The sequence below is a fragment of the Paenibacillus sp. NPDC101420 genome (assembly GCF_050277435.1).
In the GTDB taxonomy this organism is placed as follows: domain Bacteria; phylum Bacillota; class Bacilli; order Paenibacillales; family Paenibacillaceae; genus Paenibacillus_AQ.
The window spans coordinates 262,989-283,415 of the sequence record NZ_JBNNSE010000004.1 but is presented as its reverse complement, the minus strand read 5'-3'; the positions used below and the strand labels follow the sequence as shown (position 1 = coordinate 283,415).

Genomic DNA, 20,427 nt, shown 5'->3' with positions numbered 1-20,427 from the left:
CGGAACGTTGATTTGTCGGTAGATCAGCCATACAAATGGTGGACAAATCCGACTTATTAATTGCTAGGAGGACCGCATGACCTATTTGAAAATAAATGCAGATATACCTGTTCATTTTACTGCGGCAGGTGAATTCATCTCTGAAACGCCATGGAAGCATGTGGAGCGTGTTATGGGGAACTACGAACTAATCATTGGCGTGAACGAAACGGTATATTTGAGTGAGGAAAACAAACAATTTGAAGTAGGTCCTGACGAAGCTCTTCTGCTTATGCCTAATCGCACACATGTCGGCTATAGAGAGTCACGACCCGGGGTTAAGTTTTATTGGTTTCATTTCGAACTGACAACCGAGGGGTTATTACTGAGTGAGGAGGAAATGAAGCCTGAGGCAGAAGAAATCTTTTCGCGCACACAGCGCTTATGGTCCGTACATGATCTATATCTACCACAGTTCATAAAGATCGAGCACAGTGACCGGATTCATATCCTGGCGAATCAAATCCTCCATGTGGCTAACTCTGGATATTTGACCTATTCCAGCGTTAATTATTTGTTGACCTCACTCTTAATTGAGCTATCCGAGCATGCACTTCAGCCGTTCGCCAGTAAGCTAATCCGTGCGCAGCAAGATGTCACCTTTGTAAAAATAGCCGAGTGGACAAGAATACATGCAAGTGAACCTCTTACGGTGGCAATCATCGCGGAGAAATTCAATTACAACAAGGATTATTTAGCCCGGCTATTTAAACAGCATACCTCGATGGGGCCTTTGGAGTATATTCATTCAGTACGTGTGACTAAAGCGAAGGAGCTGCTAACCAGAACCGCCCTCAGCGTGAGGGAAATCGCGACAGAGACGGGGTTCACCGACGATAAATATTTCATGCGACTCTTCCGAAAATACGAAAACATGACACCGACCCAATATCGCAACGCCTATCATAAGACGTTTATGAATAATGATTGAAGAAAAGAAGCTGCCTCTAAGTAGCATTCACTACTTTTGAGACAGCCCCTTCTCTAAATTACATTCTCTATATTATTGAATCGTTTGCGAAGAAGAATTCCATCGCCAGCGCGGAGTTGATCCTTGCAGATGAACCCCGCCATACCACTCATCGATTCCTTTTTTCTGAACCCAGTCTTCATTTCCAGCCAATACACTTTTGCCTAGCTCGGTTAATGCAAGCTCGCAGTCTTTGAATGGCATTACTGGATCGTTATAACCAGGAAAATCATTGAACCCATAGGTTTGCAGTAACGGATATGGATCTTGTGCCATCTGTCTTAGAATATGCCAATATTGCAGATCACCCATGCCTAAGATATGAAGTTTATCTCCCACATTTTTGAACAACCCGTAAGGGGAGTTAATTCCAGCATGAATCATCTCCAGAGTCATCTGTTCAACAATACCAAGTCCATTAGAGGTCGATGGGAACCGAGATAAATGCGCTATGAAGGCGTCATATGCAAATGGTAATGCGGACGTATCCTTAGTTAGTAGCTGTTGTAATGATTCTGGATTCGGTGATACATAGGCTTCCCAGAGTGCTTGGCCTACCTTTAGCTCCTTGTCGCCGATTAACTTCCACGTTCCTGATAAAGTCTCCATTTGCTCTACAGATAGTTGTCCAAGTCCTCGAAACAGCTCAATGCCGGGATATTCTCCAATGCACAATAAACTTAGCTTCGTGGATCCCTTCTTCTGCTTCGAGAACCAATGGAGCAAATAGCACAGCATCGTCTGATCGAATAGATCATGCTCGAACCATAATACAACTTCATCATATTTATGAAAATCAGCTAAGATCTTTTCCTGTTCCTTACTGATCTGTATAAATTCCTTCTGCGGAATCCCCATCGTTTGTTCTAAATAATGCGCTCTTACTAAGCGGTTATTCTGTTCCGCAGGCTCTAAAAAGACCGGCCCATGTGAGTAGACCTCTCTCCAAACTAATACATCCCCTTGTACAATTCCCTGACGCAGCTTCTCTCCCACTACATCTCCGTTTACAATATGAAGCACACCTTTTCCCCCTTCGTACAAATGGTTGAATACGGAAAGAACATCTGCCACAGGCAATGCACCTTTCAGTTTGCGGCGGGCATCAAAGAGGCGTTTCTTCAATACCGGGACTGAGGTCCCCAGAAAGTCAGCAATCTCTTGAAGGGAATATCCCTGAAAATAATATAATTGAACGGCGATCCGCATATTGGACGTTAGAGCAGCTATAGACTCGTGAAGCAGTCGCCGCGCTTCTTTTTTCTCAATAATGTCCGCCACACTAAATGAAGATTCTGTCGCTTGCGCAGCTTCATCGTAGGGTAATGCAGGATGCTGCTTTCTTCGCAAGATACGATAACATTGCCGCACCACAATAGCTTTAAACCAGCCCGGGAATGCCTCTACTGCTCGTAATTTATTCAAATGCAAAAAGGCTTCTGTGAAAGCTTCCTGCACAGCATCTTCCGCTAATTGGTAATCGTGGAGCTTTTCGAACGCAACTGCATTTGCCATCGGTGTAAAGTGCCTAACAATCTGTTCAAAAGCTTGTCGATCTCCTTGTTTAGCCTCTTCGATATACTGAAGCATTTTCTCCCCCGCTCCCTTCTTCCGTATTATATACAAGTGCCAATGAAGTCCCCAAAGGTTACGGATGAGATTAAAAAAGTCAGACGTTATTTATTTTTTTCGATTACATCCTTTGCAATCTCTAAAGCTGAAGAGGCTCGCGGCCAGCCTACATAATAAGCAAGGTGGGTAATGGCCTCCACGATTTCTTCAAGTTGTAATCCGTTTTCTAAAGCCAAGCGCAAATGATAGGGGAGTTGTTCCGTCATGCCCCCCATCACCAAAGCAGAAATCGTAATCATGCTACGATCCCGAAGTGATAACTGCTCCCGTCTCCATAAGTCCCCAAATAACACATTTTCCGAGTAGTCGACGAATGCTGGAGCGAACTCCCCTAACGATTCCCGTACATTTGTGACGATTTTCCGATGCGCCATATTACACCTCCCTAACCGGAGGTTGTAGCATTTGAGCAACACCGTTACCAAACGACCAATCTTCGAATTCCGTGTCGACGAGCACAATGAATATATCTTCTTTTCTGATGTTTAGCGTCATCGATAATTCCTCGGCTAACATCGCGTAAAAGCTTGTTTTCTGCTCCGTCGATCTTCCGGATTTTAGCGTAACTTGGATATATATCAGTCCGTCGCTTCGTTCAATATTTAAATAATCTTTACTATAAAAAAACTCCCCCGCTTTATGCGCATGAAAAACCTGAAACAGATCATCCTCCGGTACATGGAAATGCTGAATTAACGCGCTCATAATCGCTCTACATATTCCTTCTAGCTGATGAATGTCGTATTGTTGCTCCAGATAACTGACTCTAATGAATGGCATTTTAATTCACTCCTTCTTTGGAATTCTTTTATTGTACTCTCAGTATTTTGATTTATATAATTGAATAAGATAATAATCTTAATCAATTATACCGATAGAGGTGATAATCGATGGATCTAAAAGAACTGATGGCTTTTAAGACCATCCTTCAAGAAGGCACTTTCTCACGTGCTGCCGAAAAGTTGAATTATGCGCAGTCTACCATTACCAACCAAATTCAACGACTTGAAAAAGAACTGGGCATACAACTCTTTCACAGAGGCTGGGAAGTAGAACTGACAAGTGCTGGGCAAGTTTTTGCAGCAGAAATCGATAACCTTATTCAACATTGGAACTATGTATCAGAACTCACCAAGGCTTTACAGCATGACGAAATTGGCACACTTCATATCGGAGGCATTGAATCCATGATGGAATCCGTCCTACCGAATGCCTTGCGAAAATTTCATGAGCAAAAACCAAAGATGGCATGTAACTTCATTCAGGGTAACACTGATTCGCTCTCACAACTTGTTCTACAAAGTGAACTGGATTTCGCCATCTGCGGTGAGCCGTCCGACCTGTCTTTCTTTTATTTCGAACCGCTCTATCACGAGAAAATCGCTTTTATAGTAGATGAAAATCATCCTTTAAGCGGACGAGACGATATTTCATTTCGAGAAATTCTTGAATATCCAATTATAGCTGGAGGACGCACTTGCTTATATTACCTTCGGTTAGCTAAGCAATTTTCGAGATTCGAATCAAAGCCCACTTTATCAACCATAAACCAAATTTCTGCTATTCCTCATTTTGTAAGAAAGAACCCTGGGGTGGGGGTAGTGCTTGATTCGACAGCATTAATGACAGATATCGTAAAAATAGATGTTGAACTAAGCGAGCCGTTCATTCAAGTGGGTATATTACAGCGGCGCAACCGAGAATATCTAGCAACATCATCTAAAAAACTAATCCTACAAATCATAAAAGAAGAAATTGAGAGGATTAGTAACGCTAATCCTACGCTCCACATTTGAACCTCAAGCTAGTTCCATATATGATAGCTATATCATTGTTCTCAGGGAGGATTCACCCAAGTGGCTGTATTAATTAACGAACAAATTAGAGCATCCGAAGTAGTACTTACTGGACTTAGAGGTGAGAAGCTGGGGATTGTGTCCAGAGAAGAGGCGCTGGCCATGGCTCGTTCAGCAGGTGCTGATCTGGTATGCACCTCACTAATGAGCAGCCCACCGCCCTGCAGCCTAACTGCAAAGGGCAAAGCAAAAGCGGCCGCGCAGAAAGAAGCAGCCTCAGCACGCAAGGCTAGTGGTGGCTCAGCAGTAAAGGGCGGCAGCAAGGAGAAGGTCAAAGAGCTCCGCTTCACGGCTCATATTGAAGAGCATGACTACGATACGAAGCTCCGTCAGGCTGAGAAGCATCTCCGCTCCGGCAAGCCGGTGCAATTAGTCGTGAAGGCATCCGGCGCCAAAGAAGCGGCTGCCTCCAAGGCCGTATTGGAGCGACTAGTGACTGACTTGAAGGAAGTTGGAACGAAGGACACTGGCATCCAGACAGGCGGCAAAGGTTCACAGGTGAAATTAAATCCACGGTGAAGAGTGGCCTATTCGCTCCGATCAAATAGAGCTAGTAAAAAGGCCATCCTCTGTGGGATGGCCTTTCACTTCATAGGCAATGTTCTTACTCACTCTTAAGCATTCACTTTAAACATGATTGCCCATTAATCCCCTCGGGCGATAGTTCATGCCGCCAGCATAAAGGTGGGAGACATCTCCTAGTCCAATACATCTAGGAACCGCAAAGTGCTCGCTGCGCTCTTCAAACAAGATCGTCGTTACCGAGCTTGGCGCTAACCAAAATACGGACCAAGCCAAAGCTAAAGGAATCTGTAATAAATGAGCTAGCCATGCGAGACCAAAGCCACCATGGCATACTACTCCAATCTTCTTGGTAGAAGGCTCAAGGATCCGATACAGGCCATCTTCTCTTTTATAATGGTGTCGGAGTAAGAATTGATCTGAAGCCGCTTGTAATTCGCTGAACCGCAATCTGTATTCCTCTTGCTTCAACCAATGATCTGTTTCATCAGACCATACTCTCTTTCCACTCGATAGTTCGCTAATATGTTCTCCGGGGCTATCCCAAATAGACGACAATTGCCCATCTAACATAATCTCTGTCCAATCCAGTTCACAAGTCCAAGGTTCTGTCTGAATTACAAGTCCCGTATCTTTGGCCACATAACTGGCTGTTGTCTGTGCTCTACCCAGTGGTGAAGCATATAGTTCATCCAGACCGATAGATGCCATGCGTTTTCCTAGTGCTGCTGCTTCCTGATGCCCAAATTCTGTTAGACCATCTATGGAATAGTCCGGATCACCATGACGAATCAGAAATATTTGCATAATAATGCCCTGCTCCCCTCAAATCCAGCCTTTTTCCTCTGCCAGTCGTACCGCCTCAATTCGACTTTTCACTTCCAGCTTATTGAGTATTTCTGAAATATAATTGCGAACAGTTCCATAAGAAAGATGTAGCGAAAAAGCGATCTCCGCCGCCGTTTGCCCTTCACCAGCCAGCTTTAAAATCTCTCGTTCCCGTGCTGTTAGTGGATTCTCTTCCCGCAAGCTACCAAAAACTAACTCGGGGGATACCTCCCGATGTCCAGCCATGACACGGCGAATAGATTCAGCCAGCTTATCTACAGGCTCGTCCTTCAACAAATACCCTTGTATACCAGCCTTCACTCCACGCTCGAAATAGCCCGGACGGGCAAAGGTAGTCAAGATGATAATTCGAGTCGGACAACCTTTACTCCGCAATATTTCTGCAACCTCCAGCCCACTCTTGAACGGCATTTCAATGTCCATGAGACATACATCCGGCTGAAGCCTGTCGATTAAAGCTAACGCCTCAGCTCCATCACAAGCCTCTCCGACGACTTCGATATCATCCTCAAGATCCAGCAGGGATGCCATCGCTCCCCGAAGCAGACGTTGATCCTCCGCTATAACGATGGTTATCATGCACTCTCACCTCCTGTTGCTTCCTTAACGATTAGAGGGATCATAACGATCAGCGTAGTTCCCTGACCTTCTTCTGAGCTTAGCGACAGAGAGCCATCAATCAGGGATAGACGTTCCGCCATCCCCTTCATACCATTTCCATCACTAAGCCCACCATTACATCTCTCACCGTTCTGGAGACCAATTCCGTTATCTTTAACGGTAACTCGAACTTCTCCGGCGGTCTTTGCCACCCCGATGAAGCATTTATCCGCTCTACTATGCTTCACAATGTTAGTCACTGCTTCTTTGATACAGAGGCTGAGAATATTTTGCGTCAGATCGGATACTCCCTCTAGCGAGATGTCCCCTTCCACTTCCAAGGCAATCTCCGCCGTGCGCAGCATCTCCCCGGTTTCTGCCAGTTCTTCTGCTACTGAGATCGCACGCATTTCCGACACTAGCTCACGTACCTGTCGGAGCGCAGCCCGCGAAGTACGCTGAATTTCCCGCGCTTCCTCTTGGGCTCGCTCCGTATTTTTGGTCACCAGCTTCTCTACGAGTTGGCTTTTTAATGTAATTAAGGACAGCGTATGCCCGAGGGTATCATGCAAATCACGAGCGATTCTCATGCGTTCCTCACGCTTCACCAACTCTTTAATCACCTCATTAGCTTGATCTAGCTCTTTCTCCAGCTTCTGATGTTGATGCATGGATCTTACGCCGAATGGCATAATCAGCATAATAACGATAAACGGGACTAAGAACATAATACTAACCCATTCCAACTCACGGCCTACTAAGACCAGCACCGAAAGTACCATGACCACAAAAGAAGTAAATGCAATTTTAAACCCTTTATTCTCCGTATAATAAGCTATAAAATTCACGGTGAAAAAGCCCATATACAGATTAAAGGGCGTATAGAACAAGCTAAGCACCACGATGATCACCATTTGAGTCGTTAACCAAACATTAAACACGCCACCCCGAACCCAATACAGCTGGCGATAGCTGATGGCAAACACCGCTATCATAATCCCACCTAGAATGAGCTTCACTCCAGTCTCCCCGCGCAAATTCAGGATGGGCAAAATCAGATATACAGCCCATACATAAGGGAAAAACCCCTGACTTCTCGGAAATAACTGGAACTTTCCACGCTCAGTCATTACTTTACACCGCTTCCTGTTTTTTTCGAATATAAACCGATAGTAACATAAAAACTACCAAATATCCGAGCAAAATCAAGACATTACTCCAATGCGGGGCTGAACCACGTACAATCTCCCACGCCCCATTTCCATAGTTATAAGAAGGTAACCAATGACCAATCTTCTGCATTAAACGTGGTAAAATCTCAATTGGCATCCACATGCCCCCCGCTACAGCAAGCGCCATATAAATCACGTTACTGACTCCACTAGCCGTATCCACCCGTTTCATAGCACCCACAAGCGTACCAATCGCCAAAAATGGAAGGGAACCGATCAGAATCCATAGCCCACTAAGCACCCATTGACCCGCAGATAAGGAGACACCGTTGATTAAATATCCTGCGGCAAAAATACAAATGACCGAAAACAGATGCATCATCGTTTGCCCGAACATTTTTCCGAAGAAATAGACGGAACCCGGTAGCGGGGTAATCCGAATAAAGGTAGTCCAGCCTTGTGTTCGTTCTTGCACTAAACGGATGCCTAGCGTCATGATCGCAGAGCCCATTACACTAAAGGTTGCCATCGACATTAAGTAGTGAGCGCGCCAAGTCGGGTCATCATTACCTGTATTAACCACGCGGGTGAAGATGAAGTAGAACATAATGGGCATGAGCAATGACCAGAATACGTAATAAGGATTACGGATGATCCTCAGCATCTCGGCTTTACACTGTACAGTAATTAATCTCATCTTTAGATAGCCTCCTCTTGGTTCATGGTCAATTGTTCAAAAGCGTCATCCAAACGTCCCTGATCTATACGAACATCCTTCACGGGAAGTCCAGTAACAAAAATCGCTCGCAGCGCTTCATCCGTATCGTCTGTCGTCACATGAATTCGGCCCTCTTTTTCATAACAACCCTCAATAGCGGTTAGTTCCAGCAGGCTCCTGCGTAATTTTGATCGATCACCTATTGGCAAAAAGGACAGCGAACGCTTCACAATCCGCGATTTAATCTCATCTGGACTTCCGTCTGCAACTAAATGGCCTTTGCTAAACAACAGAATACGATCCGCAATATCTTCAGCTTCCTGTAAGTAATGTGTCGTGAACACAATCGTCTTGCCCTGCTCCGCAAGTCCACGAACCGTATCCCAGAACCGCCGCCGGGAAGTAATATCAAGTCCAACCGTAGGTTCATCGAAAAAGATCAACTCTGGATCACCAGCCAGGGCCAGCGCGAAGCCTAGACTACGCTTTTGACCGCCCGAGAGCTTCTCGGCGTATCTATTCAGATCCGCTGGCGCAAGCCCTGTAGCTTTAATTAGAAACTCCATATCCATCGGCTGTGGATAATAGCTACGGATCAGAGCAATGATCTCCCGAACCTTCAGCCGATCCATCACACTTACCTCTTGCAGCATCGCACCGGTCTTTTCACGTACCATTTTATCTTTTGGATGTTGTCCAAATATTTTCACTGTACCTTCAGTGGGTTCTAATAGCCCCAATAACATTCCCAATGCCGTTGTTTTGCCTGCTCCGTTTGGTCCAAGAATAGCTGTAATCGAACCTTTGGCAATGTTGAAGCTGATATTATCTACTGCTTTCTTATCCTTATATAATTTGCTAACTCCATTCATCTCAATAACACTGTCCATTTCGTAACCCCTCCGATTCCGAATGCGTTTGATCTATTTCAATCATATGGAAAAAGGAGACCTGACATTAGTATGGACTGTCATTTCTTTAAGATGACAACTGTCACCTTCATGCCTCAGGGTACGAAAAAGAGGTTGCCCTACCCGTAGTTTTAACTACGAATAGGGCAACCTCTTTAATCGAAAATACTAGATTACCTCTTAAAGAATCCTTTTCCGAGCAGGAATTCCTTCATATGCATTCGCGCTGGCTGTGCCAACCGTTCTGCCATAATCACAGACCAAGGTGTATCCTTGGCACCATGCGTCCGCTCACGCATATAGTCTGAAGAGACTTTATCGTAAGTCTTGACCTGCTCCACTGTCGTTTCGGCATTGTAGCGATTGCGATGTAGAACAGCCTCTAATGGCAGACGCGGACGCAGGCTTGTGGCTCCATCAGGATAGCCCACACACATTCCAAATATCGGATAAACCAATTCGGGCAGTCCAAGCAGCTCAGAAACCTCCGCAATCCGGTTACGGATTCCGCCGATATAAACAATCCCGAGCCCGAGTGATTCCGCAGCCACAGCAGCATTCTGAGCAGCAAGCGCAACATCAACGGTAGCTACAATAAGGTTCTCCGTAGAATCTTCATACGATGTCTCTCCCTGCAAATGAGGTTTTGTGACCTCACGCAGCCGATATAAATCCGCGCACCAGACCAAAAAGACTGGGCATTGTTCGATATAAGCCTGATTACCCGCTAATCCGGCAAGCTCTGCTTTTAGAGCCGGGTCAGTCACTGCAATAACACTATAGGCTTGTACACTGCTGGAAGTCGAAGCCATTTGGCCTGCTTCAATAATAGCTGCAAGCTGCTCTTCACTTACTGGCTTATCCTGATACTTACGGACAGATGCATGGTTCATTAATAGAGATATTGTCTCGTTGTTTTCTTGCACAGCGGCCACTCCTTACATAGTTAGGTTTCTCTTAAAGCTTTACCCGCTGCAAACGAAGTGCATTCAAGACGACGGACACAGAACTGAATGCCATCGCAGCTCCAGCTAGCCATGGAGCCAGAAATCCGAGTGCAGCAATCGGTATACCTATTGTATTGTATGCAAGTGCCCAGAACAAATTCTGCTTAATATTACTCATCGTTTTACGGCTCATCATAATGGCATCGGGTATGCTCTTCAGATCTCCCCGCATCAGTGTAATATCTGCAGCCTCCATTGCTACATCCGTCCCTGTACCAATCGCCATGCCCGTATCTGCAGTAGCCAGTGCAGGAGCATCATTGATGCCATCCCCAACCATAGCTACCTTTGTCCCATTCCGCTGCAGCTTACGAACTTCCTCCGCTTTGCCTTCGGGTAGAACCTCTGCTAACACTTTTCGAATACCTGCTTGCTTCGCAATAGCTTCTGCGGTGATTTTATTGTCACCTGTAATCATAATGACCTCTATGCCCATCGCATGAAGCGCAGCTACAGCTGCTTTAGAGGTTGGCTTAATCGTATCCGCCACAGCGACAATCCCGGCAATATCATCGTCCACCGCTACAAGCATAGCTGTCTTTCCTGCCTCTTCCAGTCTCTTCATGACTGGGGTCCACTCTGTGATGTCCAATTGATGATCTTCCATCATACGCCGTGTACCCACCCTAACTTGTTGATCGGAGACAACAGCCATAATTCCCCGTCCAGGTACATTATCAAACTGTTCAGCGGTGGGTAAGATCAAACCTCTGTCAGCGGCTCCTGCTACGATTGCTTCCGCAAGCGGATGTTCTGATAATTTCTCGGCTGCCGCAGTTAAAGCTAATAGACGATTCTCTGCACTTTCTTTACCATAAGCGGCAATTCCAGTGGTAGTCACGATATCAGTCAGCACGGGCTTACCATTTGTAACCGTACCTGTCTTATCCAAAACAACGATCTTAATCCCTTGTGCGCCTTCTAAATGCTCACCACCCTTGAACAGAATACCAAGCTCCGCAGCGCGGCCCGATCCCGCCATAATGGAGGTCGGCGTTGCAAGACCTAACGCACATGGACAAGCGATTACGAGCACCGCAATAGCTTTTTCAAGGGCATCGGCAAATTGACCAGGTGCTGCCCAGAAGTACCAGACCAAGAAAGTGATCATCGCAATGCCTACAACAATCGGTACAAAAATACCTGAGATGACATCCGCGATCCGCTGGATCGGCGCTTTGGAGCCTTGGGCCTCCTCCACTACTCTAATGATTTGAGCGAGAGCAGTGTCTCTTCCTACTTTGTTGGCTTTAATTCTTAAAATCCCATTCTTATTTAATGTAGCACCGATAACGGTATCTCCAGGTTTTTTCTCTACAGGAATACTTTCTCCGGTCAACATAGACTCGTCCACAGAAGAGGAACCCTCTACTACCTCGCCATCCACCGGCACCTTTGTTCCAGGCTTCACCAATACAATATCACCGGGAATCACTTCATCTGTCGAAATATTCATTTCTTTCCCATCGCGGATCACGAGAGCCGTCTTTGCCTGAAGCCCCATTAAGCTCTTAATAGCGTCAGAGGAACGTCCTTTGGCTAGCGCCTCGAACCATTTACCGACGAGGATGAGCGTGATGAGTACAGCACTCGTCTCATAATACATTGGGGCGGTATGATTCATTCCCTTCATACTTAATGAATCAATCGTCAGATAAAGACTGTAGAAATACGCTGCTGATGTCCCCAGTACGACCAACACATCCATATTGGCACTTCCGTTACGAAGTGCTTTATACGCGCCTACGTAGAACTGCCAACCGATGATAAACTGTACGGGGGTCGCCAGAACAAGCTGAAACCAAGGATTCATAAATAACTCCGGTGTTGGAATCCAGCTTGTGAATGAGAAATGACCTGCCATCGCCCATAACAATGGGAAAGAAAGAATAGCAGAAATGATCCACTTCCACTTCTTATGCTGAATTTCCTGTACACGACGATCCACATGATCCTTGCGGTCTTCTTTAAGAGTAGCTTTATATCCGATATTGCTTACCTTCTCCATGATCTCTCTTGGACTAATATTACCGGGAGTATATTCTACATGTGCCGTTTCCAGCGCTAAATTCACATTCACTGCTGCGATCCCCGGCGTACGACTCAACACTTTTTCGATCCGCGCCGAGCATGCAGCGCAGGTCATGCCTGATATATCAAAATCCGCGGTCTCTTTGACGGTATCATAACCAAGAGCGCGGATTTTATCTTCAATTTGTGGTAACCCTGATACAGAAGGATCGAATCCGACAGTGGCTTGTTCCAAGGCTAAATTTACATTTGCGCGAGAAACACCCTCCATCCGGGACAAACCTTTCTCAATTCGAGCTGCACAAGCAGAACAGGTCATGCCTGTAATCTGTACGGTCGCTTGCTGTTCATTGGGTGAAGCTGTTATTTTTAACTTATCCATGATTCCAAAGCCTCCTCATACCCCTATAGAGTATGATAATTTCTATAAAAAGAAAAGGCATTGGAGCTTATGGCATTCCCATACAGCTCCAAGCCTTATTACTTTGCTTCAAATTAAACTACATCATACCCTTGCTCTTCAATAGCTTCTTTAATAGCTCCAAGGCTCACCTTGTTCTCATCATACTCAACGGAAACTTTTTTAGCAGCAAGATCAACTTTAGCAGTAGCTCCAAGATTACCTACAGCCTTCTCTACAGAGTTGACACAGTGACCACAAGACATTCCTTCAACGTTTAATGTAGCGTTCGACATTATAATTACCTCCAGTAAATGTTATGAAGCCATGCTCAAGGAGCATTAGCTTATTATTTCATTAATTTGTTAACCGTAATTAGCAGCTCATCGATAACCTCATGTTCACCGGCTTCGATTCGTTCAATAATACAACTCTTCATATGCCCTTCCAGCAGCATCTTACCAACACCGTTTAGTGCCGCTTGAACCGCTGCGAGCTGATTGAGCACATCGTCACAATAAGTATCCCGCTCTATCATACCCTTTATCCCGCGGATCTGGCCTTCAATCCGGTTGAGGCGAGTATTCAAACCATTTTTGAAATCTGTCGAATGATGACTCATTCGTTCTCCAGATGCTGAAGAATGACAGTCAGCTTCGCAGGATTTCTCAGTTTGTTCTTGCTTACTAGTAGACATAAGAATCAGCCTCCTTGCCAATAATATAATATACCCCCGTAGGGTATGTCAAGAGGCGTTCTTTATTTCCTATCCCCCAAATCCCATTTTTTCAAGCTTAAACGCCTGCGGTGTCCTTATAAGGACGGTAAGCGTTTAAGCGAGAAATATAAGACATATAGTATTGTGTGAAACTTATACTTCTTATATTTGAAAAAAACTATTGCTACCCTATTCAAATTTGAATATAATAAATTTTGCTTCTAACCTATGAACATTTTTTGAACGGATTTATCACTATTAGAAAAAGGAGCCTGCGAAGCATGCATACTAAAGAAAGTAATCTTAAACTCGTAGTTATCGGCCTGCTGCTCGGTATTCTGATGTCCGCGATGGACAATACCATTGTAGCTTCAGCTATGGGAACCATTGTTTCCGACCTTGGCGGTCTGGACAAAATCGTATGGGTCACTTCGGCCTATATGGTCATGGTAATGGCTGGAACCCCTATCTTCGGCAAGCTCTCGGATATGTATGGACGTAAACGTTTCTTCATGTTCGGACTGATTGTATTCCTGATTGGCTCAGCACTGTGCGGTACTGCAACCAGTATTACACAACTAAGTATTTACCGGGCAATTCAAGGAATCGGCGGCGGTGCACTAATGCCTATCGCCTTCACCATCGTTTTCGACATTTTCCCTCCTGAAAAAAGAGGAAAGCTGACCGGCCTTTTCGGAGCGGTCTTCGGAATCTCCAGTGTACTCGGACCATTATTGGGTGCATATATTACCGACTATGTAGGCTGGCAATGGGTATTCTACATTAACCTTCCGCTCGGAATTATTGCACTTTTTCTGATTGCAACTTCTTACAAAGAATCGATCTCTCACGCTAAACAGCGCATCGACTGGGGCGGAGCCTTCACTCTCGTCGGCGCCATTATCTGCCTAATGTTTGCGCTAGAACTGGGAGGCAATCAATACGCTTGGGATTCCAGTGTCATTCTCGGCTTATTCGCCGGCTTCGCTGTACTCTTGCTGGCATTCATCCTCATTGAGAGAGTGGCGGCTGAACCTGTTATCTCGTTCGCGATGTTCAGTAAACGGTTGTTTGCAACAAGTAGTGTGACAGCCTTGTTCTATGGCTCTGCCTTTATCGTAGCCACCATCTACATTCCTATCTTTGTACAGGGCGTATTTGGCGGCTCCGCTACGAATTCTGGACTGATCCTCATGCCGATGATGATCGGTACGGTCGTGGGCAGTCAGACCGGTGGGCTACTTACAACCAAAACCAGCTTCCGCAACATTATGATCCTATCCGCAGTCTGTTTTGTAGCAGGCGTCTACAGTCTAAGCACTTTATCACCAGATACCTCCCGTCTCATGCTTAATGTATTCATGGCCTTAACTGGATTCGGCGTGGGCTTCTCCTTCTCCGTGCTAAGCATGGCAGCTATCCATAATTTCGATATGCGCCAACGCGGTTCGGCAACATCAACAAGTACCTTTATGCGCTCGCTTGGGATGACGTTGGGGATTACGATCTTCGGTATTATTCAGCGTAACAACTTCACTAGCAGCATTAGCGAAGCTTTTGGCGGAAGTGAGCAGTCAGCAGCCTTCGGCGATCCACGGGCAGCCCTGACACCTGAAGCAAGAGCCAAGATTCCACCTGAAATTTTAGAGAAAATATCTAGTGCACTGTCCTCTTCAATCGCACATACCTTTATGTGGGCCATGATTCCTGCCGTCCTTGGTTTAGTCTTTGTGCTGCTTATGCCAAAAGACCGCCTCACCATTCCGAGTAAAACTGCTCAGGCGTCCGAGGGTAAAAGGTAACGATTATGTCGATGAAATTGGCTATTCTCGGACTATTGCTTGAACGAAACATGCATCCCTATGAAATTACACTAGTCATGAAAGAGCGCTCCATGGACCGGATTACAAAGCTCCAGCTTGGGTCTCTCTACTATGCTGTCGATAAACTTGCACAAGATGGTTATATCGAAGCTTTAGAAGTGATTAGCAGCAGTGATCGCCCTGACAAAACCATTTACGGTATTACTGAGCAAGGTAAAAATTTATTCGAGCAGTTAATTCTACAGCAAATTAAAAAGAACGAGCCCTTCTATCATCCGATGTATATGGCTCTAGCCATGTCCCGTCATGTTGATCAAAACAAGGTGGAGAAGCTGCTCGAAGAACGTATTCGGGAAACCGAACATCAGGTGAATCTGGCTTATCAGGTATATGAAGAACATATTCCTATTGTTCCTCGTTCCGCCCTTCATCTCATGTACGGTACCTATGAACACACCCTTATTGAACTAAAATGGCTACAACGTCTCTATGATGATGTTGTAGCACGCAAGTTGAATGACATTGGAACACCACTTAATACAGAGTAGAGTCCTTAGGACCTCTACTCTTTTTTTTCGCTTTTGCAGAGACAATAAATACCATACTACAATCTAAGCGTGTACAATATGTACGTGTACGCAATCATATTTTCCTAGGAGGAATCACAATGTTGAGAACGCTGCCTTTAAACAAGCGCGGTATACCAGCCAGCCGTATTGCTCTAGGTTGTATGGGATTTGGTGGGGGCTGGGATCATGAACCGATTACCGCCGAGAATGTTAAGCAAGGACATGCGGCCGTCGACGCAGCACTATCTATTGGTATCAATATGTTTGATCACGCAGATATTTATACCCGTGGTAAAGCAGAGAAGGTATTCGGTCAAATCTTTAAAGAACGCCCAGGACTCCGCGAAGAAATCATTATTCAATCGAAGTGCGGTATTAAGCTAATGGAGCCTGGAGACAGCTCTAATGTCTTTGACTTCTCAAGCCAGCATATTCTAAGCAGTGTAGAAGGAATATTGTCGCGACTAGGAACGGAGTATATTGATATTCTGCTGCTCCATCGGCCTGACCCCCTAATGGATCCAGAGGAAGTAGCTTCTGCTTTGCATCAATTAAAGGCAACAGGTAAAGTTCGTCATTTCGGCGTCTCCAATATGAGCGCAGCGCAGATCAAAATGCTGCAAGCCTATTGCGATGAACCTTTTATCGTAAACCAGCTACACATGAGCCTAGCCAAGCTCAGCTGGGTCGATGCTGGAATCAGTGTAAACCGTGAACCTTGGAAGGATATTACCTTTCCCGAAGGAACCCTTGAACATTGTCGAATGGAGAACATTCAGCTTCAAGCTTGGGGCCCACTCGCACAAGGCTTATTTAGCGGACGTTCATTAGAGGATCAACCAGAGAATATCGTCCAGACAGCTGCCATGGTTAAACAACTTGCAGACGAAAAAGGAACAACACCCGAAGCCATAGTGCTATCCTGGCTAATGACACATCCGGCAGCTATTCAGCCTGTGATTGGGACTGTGAATCCGCAGCGCATCGCTGCCTGCGCCGATGCGGACAAGCTGGAGCTTACTCGTAAAGAATGGTATGACCTATATGTTAGTTCACGTGGTACTCGTCTTCCCTAACTAAGCCCACAATTAAACTCGCAAGAATTCTTAATAGCCTAATCGTGCCTCTCGCATGATTAGGCTATTTTTAATACTTCCCCCTCCTATGCATCGTTCTCTATTGCGAATAAAAATAGATATCAAGCGATAAACCGAGATAAATAGAGATAAATTAACATTTTTGTTCTTTATAGAGCACAAACGAGACTTATTGACAGTTTTCTTTTCAATTTATTCCATGTATTATTCATTACAGAAGTTGTTCTCAATAAAGAACAATAATAACGAACCAAAGAAACTCAAGACATTGAGGGGAGGTATTCCTCTGAGACCCAGATCAGCAAAAAGAAGACCTAAACGAAAGAATCAAATCGGATTACGTGTTCTGCAATCAGGAATGGCTGTCTCCGTCTTGTTTCTGACTACCTCACAGCAAGTGGGTAGTACCTATGGTGGTTTTGGAGCTACTACGCAAACCACTAGCACAATTAGCTTTTGCGAAGTATTTCCAAACTCGATCAAGGGGCTTCTAACAGAACTCAAAGATCATATCGAAAGAGCTACTGCTTTAAAAGGATCGCTGCAAAGCTATACCCCTTCAGGCAGTCTCTCAGACGTTTCGGGAATAGAAGGCATGACGCTGGATGAGCTTGATGTCGCAGCGCAAGAGATTTCCACACAAATCTCCGCGCTTCAATCTCAAATCGATGGCGTGAATGAGCAACTGGCCACCAACAGCCAAATTTGGAACGAAATCAATGGTGAGCTGAACGCAGCAGCAGCCGTCCTATTCCAGATTGGAGGATATATGACCTCTCTAGATTCAAACTGTCTAGAAATCAAGGATGAACAATTCTTCAGAGAGCTGCAAAGCAGCCTGAATCAAAGCGGTGTAATCTCTGAATCCCTGAATGCTTCCTTAAAGGGAGTCATCCAATATCTAAACTCCATACACGACATCGGGCTTCCATTTGCTTCGGTAGTGACCAGTGATGTATATGGACAACCCGAGTTACGCAACGAGGCGTTTCAGCAGCCGTTACCTTTCCTGATTCCTTTTAGTCAGCCGGCCGGCAATATCTCTAGCGAACTTACCTCCACTTATGAAAATTTCAATACTGAAATGAATGGTCTTAAAGAATCGGCTACTTCAGGAATCAGCAATCTTCAGAGTCAGCTCCAATTGATCAGTCAAACCCGTGAACAACAATTGGAAGCACTTGAGAAAGCCCGACTAGAGGCGCTGGAACAAACGAAGAAAGAAGAAGAACGTTTGGCACTTGAGAAAAAAGAAAAGCAAGAAGCCGAGGACAAAGCGAAAGCTGAAGCTGAGGAGAAAGCAAAATCGGAAGTGACTCCACCGACAGGTGAAGCTGCTCCAGAGAACATAAATAAAGAACAGCCTGAAGCCCCAGCCACTAACCCGGTCGTTCCGGAAATTGGTGAAGAGCTAACGATTCCAAAAGATGTACCACAGCAAGCGGTTCCTCAGGAGGCGCCAAAAGCGGAAGATACAACCACTTCCCCACCGGTAGCAACACCAGCCCCTTCGGACCCTCAACAAGTTAAAGGTGGCGAATAATATGCGGATTAAAAAAATGATCAACAATACATTATCGAGCATCATGCTTGTGATATTCATTCTGCTGGTGGTAGCCGTAGTTTTATCAAAGGCCTCCGGCGGTGAACCTGCCTTCTTCGGATACCAGATCAAATCGGTACTCTCAGGTTCGATGGAACCAGGGATTCAAACCGGATCGATTGTCGCTTTAAAACCCGGAGGAGATATGAATCGCTTCAAAAAAGGCGATGTGATCACCTTTAGAAATGAAGAAAACCTGCTCATTACTCACCGTGTTGTAGAAGCAACAATGAACAACGCTACTGGTGAAGCCATGTATCGCACGAAAGGCGATAACAATGATGCGCCTGATATGAACCCTACCAGTTCCACGAATGTTGTAGCTGAGTATACCGGGGTCACCGTACCTTACGTAGGTTACGCTATGAATTTCGCAGTTTCCAAAGCTGGAAGTGTCATGCTCATGATCGTACCAGGCTTGATGCTCCTGCTCTATGCTCTGTATTCGTCATGGAAGGCTGTAGCTGCACTCGAAAAGAAAAATGCTGCTATACTGCCCGCCTCTCCACCCCCAACTGAAATACAGTAATTCGTTGATTGTCCGCTTCCGCTTACGAACCGGAAGTTACAATATATAACTTTTATAAAAAAAACCACAAAACCGAGGAGGAATTTTAATTATGGGTATCAAAAAAACATTGGGTCTTGGCGTAGCATCAGCAGCACTGGGTTTATCATTGATTGGTGGAGGAACCTTCGCTTACTTTAGTGACACTGCACAAAGCACTGCTACATTTGCTGCAGGTACACTCGATTTGAACTCCGACCCTTCAGTTATCGTAAATATTCCAAACCTAAAACCAGGTGATACTGTAACCAAATCCTTCAAATTGAAAAACGATGGTTCGCTCGATATCGGATCTATTATTCTGAACACTTCCACTCAAATTACGGATGCTAAAGGTGACAACTACCTGGATTTAGCCCAATTCATTAAGGTCAAATTCCTTAGAAATAACGATAAAGGAACCGTAGTTTCTCCAGAAGATGTAGTCTATCAAACTACGCTTGCTGATTTAAAATCTCAACATCCGGATCTCGTAAAAAATACTGGTTGGGATCAACTCTTCACCGAAGCATCTGGTATTAAAGCCGGCACCAATGACAGCTTCTCCGTCCAATTCGAATTTGTGGAAAATAACCAAGATCAAAATATTTTCCAAGGCGATAGCATAACCCTGACATGGGATTTCGTAGCTAAACAAGGTGCTAAAAAAGATTACTAAGATTAATAGAATAATTTAATATAATACTCGAAGAGCAGCAGATCCTGATTCCGGAAAGCGGATAAGTAGATGCTGCTCTTCTCTTTACAATAAACTTTGTCGAATTTAATGATATTTGCTATACTAATAACAAAAATTACGGAGGGGCGTCAGCATAGTGTCACAAAATATGGGCCAACGTATCCAGCATCTCCGCCTAGAAAAGGGATTGTCCCTATCTGAGCTTGCGGACAGAGCGGATGTTGCTAAGTCGTATCTTAGCAATGTGGAGAGAAACATCCAATCCAATCCTTCAATCCAGTTTATCGAAAAGATCGCCGATGCGCTTCAGGTATCCATCCACGCTTTGCTCTATGGAGAACCTAATGATGCTGAGGAGTCACCTTTAGATTCGGAATGGTTCCGATTGGTGCAGGAAGCTATGGCCTCAGGCATAAGCAAACGCGAATTCAAGGAGTTTCTGGACTACCAGAAATGGCGCCTTGATCAGAAGGATTAATATTCCACCTGACCTGATAAGATCCTCTTCTACTCATACTATTAAACATAAGCGCCCTCGCCCTCCTAACATGGACCGCGAAGGCGTTTTATATTCTAGTAAAATATAAGGACTATTTATCTTGTATACTTTCTTATATACCGAAAAAGGGCCCAGCGAGTTATTGCTGGGCCCTTTTTCAAAAT

Annotated in this window: 22 protein-coding genes; 10 read left to right on the top strand and 12 right to left on the bottom strand. The window is 45.0% G+C overall.

The genetic code is table 11. The annotated features are described in order from the left end of the window. Positions 1-76 precede the first annotated feature (76 nt). Complete coding sequence (locus ACQKMP_RS19160; RefSeq protein ID WP_427470464.1) at positions 77-970, top strand: helix-turn-helix transcriptional regulator; 894 nt, start codon at positions 77-79, stop codon at positions 968-970. A gap of 72 nt (positions 971-1,042) precedes the next feature. Here ACQKMP_RS19160 and ACQKMP_RS19155 read toward each other — a convergent pair whose 3' ends face one another. The 3 genes from ACQKMP_RS19155 to ACQKMP_RS19145 form a co-directional block, all read right to left on the bottom strand. Beyond that, positions 1,043-2,599 (bottom strand): sigma-70 family RNA polymerase sigma factor, encoded by a 1,557-nt coding sequence (locus ACQKMP_RS19155; protein ID WP_427470462.1) that lies wholly within the window; start codon positions 2,597-2,599, stop codon positions 1,043-1,045. An 86-nt stretch (positions 2,600-2,685) separates the two neighbouring features. Then, on the bottom strand, positions 2,686-3,015 hold the full coding sequence (locus ACQKMP_RS19150) for a carboxymuconolactone decarboxylase family protein (protein WP_427470460.1): 330 nt from the start codon (positions 3,013-3,015) through the stop codon (positions 2,686-2,688). Between the two features lies 1 nt (position 3,016). Continuing rightward, positions 3,017-3,421, bottom strand: coding sequence for a tautomerase family protein (locus ACQKMP_RS19145; protein ID WP_341127021.1), 405 nt, complete (start codon positions 3,419-3,421; stop codon positions 3,017-3,019). Positions 3,422-3,531: 110 nt separating this feature from the next. Between ACQKMP_RS19145 and ACQKMP_RS19140 the strand changes: the two genes are divergently transcribed. Both ACQKMP_RS19140 and infC read left to right on the top strand, forming a co-directional pair. Continuing rightward, positions 3,532-4,437 carry a LysR family transcriptional regulator gene (locus tag ACQKMP_RS19140; RefSeq protein ID WP_339244451.1) on the top strand — a complete coding sequence of 302 codons (906 nt, stop codon included), beginning with the start codon at positions 3,532-3,534 and terminating at the stop codon, positions 4,435-4,437. A 60-nt stretch (positions 4,438-4,497) separates the two neighbouring features. After that, a complete protein-coding gene (gene infC, locus ACQKMP_RS19135) occupies positions 4,498-5,016 on the top strand; it encodes a translation initiation factor IF-3 (RefSeq protein ID WP_339244450.1) in 519 nt (172 codons plus the stop codon). Positions 5,017-5,124: 108 nt separating this feature from the next. Here infC and ACQKMP_RS19130 read toward each other — a convergent pair whose 3' ends face one another. The 9 genes from ACQKMP_RS19130 to ACQKMP_RS19090 form a co-directional block, all read right to left on the bottom strand. Next, the gene (locus tag ACQKMP_RS19130) at positions 5,125-5,826 is read right to left on the bottom strand and encodes a histidine phosphatase family protein (protein ID WP_427470457.1); all 702 of its coding nucleotides are present in this window, start codon (positions 5,824-5,826) and stop codon (positions 5,125-5,127) included. Positions 5,827-5,844: 18 nt separating this feature from the next. Beyond that, entirely contained in the window at positions 5,845-6,447 is a 603-nt protein-coding gene (locus ACQKMP_RS19125; RefSeq protein WP_042184310.1) for a response regulator transcription factor, read from the bottom strand. Then, positions 6,444-7,598, bottom strand: a complete 1,155-nt coding sequence (locus ACQKMP_RS19120) for a sensor histidine kinase (RefSeq protein WP_042184308.1) — start codon at positions 7,596-7,598, stop codon at positions 6,444-6,446. The genes ACQKMP_RS19125 and ACQKMP_RS19120 overlap by 4 nt, the downstream gene beginning before the upstream one ends. Positions 7,599-7,602: 4 nt before the next feature. After that, positions 7,603-8,337 carry an ABC transporter permease gene (locus ACQKMP_RS19115; RefSeq protein WP_042184306.1) on the bottom strand — a complete coding sequence of 245 codons (735 nt, stop codon included), beginning with the start codon at positions 8,335-8,337 and terminating at the stop codon, positions 7,603-7,605. Positions 8,338-8,339: 2 nt separating this feature from the next. Further along, positions 8,340-9,248: an ABC transporter ATP-binding protein gene (locus ACQKMP_RS19110; RefSeq protein WP_042184304.1), complete on the bottom strand. Its 909-nt coding sequence runs from the start codon at positions 9,246-9,248 to the stop codon at positions 8,340-8,342. A 194-nt stretch (positions 9,249-9,442) separates the two neighbouring features. Further along, positions 9,443-10,195, bottom strand: coding sequence for an oxygen-insensitive NADPH nitroreductase (nfsA, locus tag ACQKMP_RS19105; RefSeq protein ID WP_081951009.1), 753 nt, complete (start codon positions 10,193-10,195; stop codon positions 9,443-9,445). A 31-nt stretch (positions 10,196-10,226) separates the two neighbouring features. Beyond that, positions 10,227-12,689, bottom strand: a complete 2,463-nt coding sequence (locus ACQKMP_RS19100; RefSeq protein WP_042184302.1) for a heavy metal translocating P-type ATPase — start codon at positions 12,687-12,689, stop codon at positions 10,227-10,229. Between the two features lie 113 nt (positions 12,690-12,802). Beyond that, positions 12,803-13,003, bottom strand: coding sequence for a copper chaperone CopZ (gene copZ, locus ACQKMP_RS19095; protein ID WP_042184300.1), 201 nt, complete (start codon positions 13,001-13,003; stop codon positions 12,803-12,805). Positions 13,004-13,056: 53 nt separating this feature from the next. Then, the gene (locus ACQKMP_RS19090) at positions 13,057-13,329 is read right to left on the bottom strand and encodes a metal-sensitive transcriptional regulator (protein WP_231573462.1); all 273 of its coding nucleotides are present in this window, start codon (positions 13,327-13,329) and stop codon (positions 13,057-13,059) included. A 377-nt stretch (positions 13,330-13,706) separates the two neighbouring features. On the opposite strand from ACQKMP_RS19090, the gene ACQKMP_RS19085 reads away from it, so the two are divergent. The 7 genes from ACQKMP_RS19085 to ACQKMP_RS19055 all read left to right on the top strand — a co-directional run bounded on the left by ACQKMP_RS19085 (position 13,707) and on the right by ACQKMP_RS19055 (position 20,242). Further along, positions 13,707-15,227 carry an MDR family MFS transporter gene (locus ACQKMP_RS19085; RefSeq protein WP_042184296.1) on the top strand — a complete coding sequence of 507 codons (1,521 nt, stop codon included), beginning with the start codon at positions 13,707-13,709 and terminating at the stop codon, positions 15,225-15,227. 5 nt (positions 15,228-15,232) lie between these two features. Then, positions 15,233-15,796 (top strand): PadR family transcriptional regulator, encoded by a 564-nt coding sequence (locus tag ACQKMP_RS19080; protein ID WP_042184294.1) that lies wholly within the window; start codon positions 15,233-15,235, stop codon positions 15,794-15,796. A gap of 119 nt (positions 15,797-15,915) precedes the next feature. Next, entirely contained in the window at positions 15,916-16,893 is a 978-nt protein-coding gene (locus ACQKMP_RS19075) for an aldo/keto reductase (protein ID WP_042184293.1), read from the top strand. A 289-nt stretch (positions 16,894-17,182) separates the two neighbouring features. Continuing rightward, positions 17,183-18,457 (top strand): hypothetical protein, encoded by a 1,275-nt coding sequence (locus ACQKMP_RS19070; protein WP_427470452.1) that lies wholly within the window; start codon positions 17,183-17,185, stop codon positions 18,455-18,457. 1 nt (position 18,458) lies between these two features. After that, positions 18,459-19,046: a signal peptidase I SipW gene (gene sipW / locus ACQKMP_RS19065; protein WP_149646254.1), complete on the top strand. Its 588-nt coding sequence runs from the start codon at positions 18,459-18,461 to the stop codon at positions 19,044-19,046. Between the two features lie 91 nt (positions 19,047-19,137). Then, complete coding sequence (locus ACQKMP_RS19060) at positions 19,138-19,743, top strand: TasA family protein (protein ID WP_042184288.1); 606 nt, start codon at positions 19,138-19,140, stop codon at positions 19,741-19,743. Between the two features lie 169 nt (positions 19,744-19,912). Continuing rightward, positions 19,913-20,242, top strand: a complete 330-nt coding sequence (locus tag ACQKMP_RS19055; protein ID WP_042131791.1) for a helix-turn-helix domain-containing protein — start codon at positions 19,913-19,915, stop codon at positions 20,240-20,242. Positions 20,243-20,427 lie beyond the last annotated feature (185 nt).

Coding starts and splice junctions, on each gene's coding strand:
- ACQKMP_RS19160 (WP_427470464.1), top strand. CDS start 77: ATGACCTATTTGAAAATAAATGCAGATATACCTGTTCATTTTACTGCG.
- ACQKMP_RS19155 (WP_427470462.1), bottom strand. CDS start 2,599: ATGCTTCAGTATATCGAAGAGGCTAAACAAGGAGATCGACAAGCTTTT.
- ACQKMP_RS19150 (WP_427470460.1), bottom strand. CDS start 3,015: ATGGCGCATCGGAAAATCGTCACAAATGTACGGGAATCGTTAGGGGAG.
- ACQKMP_RS19145 (WP_341127021.1), bottom strand. CDS start 3,421: ATGCCATTCATTAGAGTCAGTTATCTGGAGCAACAATACGACATTCAT.
- ACQKMP_RS19140 (WP_339244451.1), top strand. CDS start 3,532: ATGGATCTAAAAGAACTGATGGCTTTTAAGACCATCCTTCAAGAAGGC.
- ACQKMP_RS19130 (WP_427470457.1), bottom strand. CDS start 5,826: ATGCAAATATTTCTGATTCGTCATGGTGATCCGGACTATTCCATAGAT.
- ACQKMP_RS19125 (WP_042184310.1), bottom strand. CDS start 6,447: ATGATAACCATCGTTATAGCGGAGGATCAACGTCTGCTTCGGGGAGCG.
- ACQKMP_RS19120 (WP_042184308.1), bottom strand. CDS start 7,598: ATGACTGAGCGTGGAAAGTTCCAGTTATTTCCGAGAAGTCAGGGGTTT.
- ACQKMP_RS19115 (WP_042184306.1), bottom strand. CDS start 8,337: ATGAGATTAATTACTGTACAGTGTAAAGCCGAGATGCTGAGGATCATC.
- ACQKMP_RS19110 (WP_042184304.1), bottom strand. CDS start 9,248: ATGGACAGTGTTATTGAGATGAATGGAGTTAGCAAATTATATAAGGAT.
- ACQKMP_RS19100 (WP_042184302.1), bottom strand. CDS start 12,689: ATGGATAAGTTAAAAATAACAGCTTCACCCAATGAACAGCAAGCGACC.
- copZ (WP_042184300.1), bottom strand. CDS start 13,003: ATGTCGAACGCTACATTAAACGTTGAAGGAATGTCTTGTGGTCACTGT.
- ACQKMP_RS19090 (WP_231573462.1), bottom strand. CDS start 13,329: ATGAGTCATCATTCGACAGATTTCAAAAATGGTTTGAATACTCGCCTC.
- ACQKMP_RS19085 (WP_042184296.1), top strand. CDS start 13,707: ATGCATACTAAAGAAAGTAATCTTAAACTCGTAGTTATCGGCCTGCTG.
- ACQKMP_RS19080 (WP_042184294.1), top strand. CDS start 15,233: ATGTCGATGAAATTGGCTATTCTCGGACTATTGCTTGAACGAAACATG.
- ACQKMP_RS19075 (WP_042184293.1), top strand. CDS start 15,916: ATGTTGAGAACGCTGCCTTTAAACAAGCGCGGTATACCAGCCAGCCGT.
- sipW (WP_149646254.1), top strand. CDS start 18,459: ATGCGGATTAAAAAAATGATCAACAATACATTATCGAGCATCATGCTT.
- ACQKMP_RS19060 (WP_042184288.1), top strand. CDS start 19,138: ATGGGTATCAAAAAAACATTGGGTCTTGGCGTAGCATCAGCAGCACTG.
- ACQKMP_RS19055 (WP_042131791.1), top strand. CDS start 19,913: ATGGGCCAACGTATCCAGCATCTCCGCCTAGAAAAGGGATTGTCCCTA.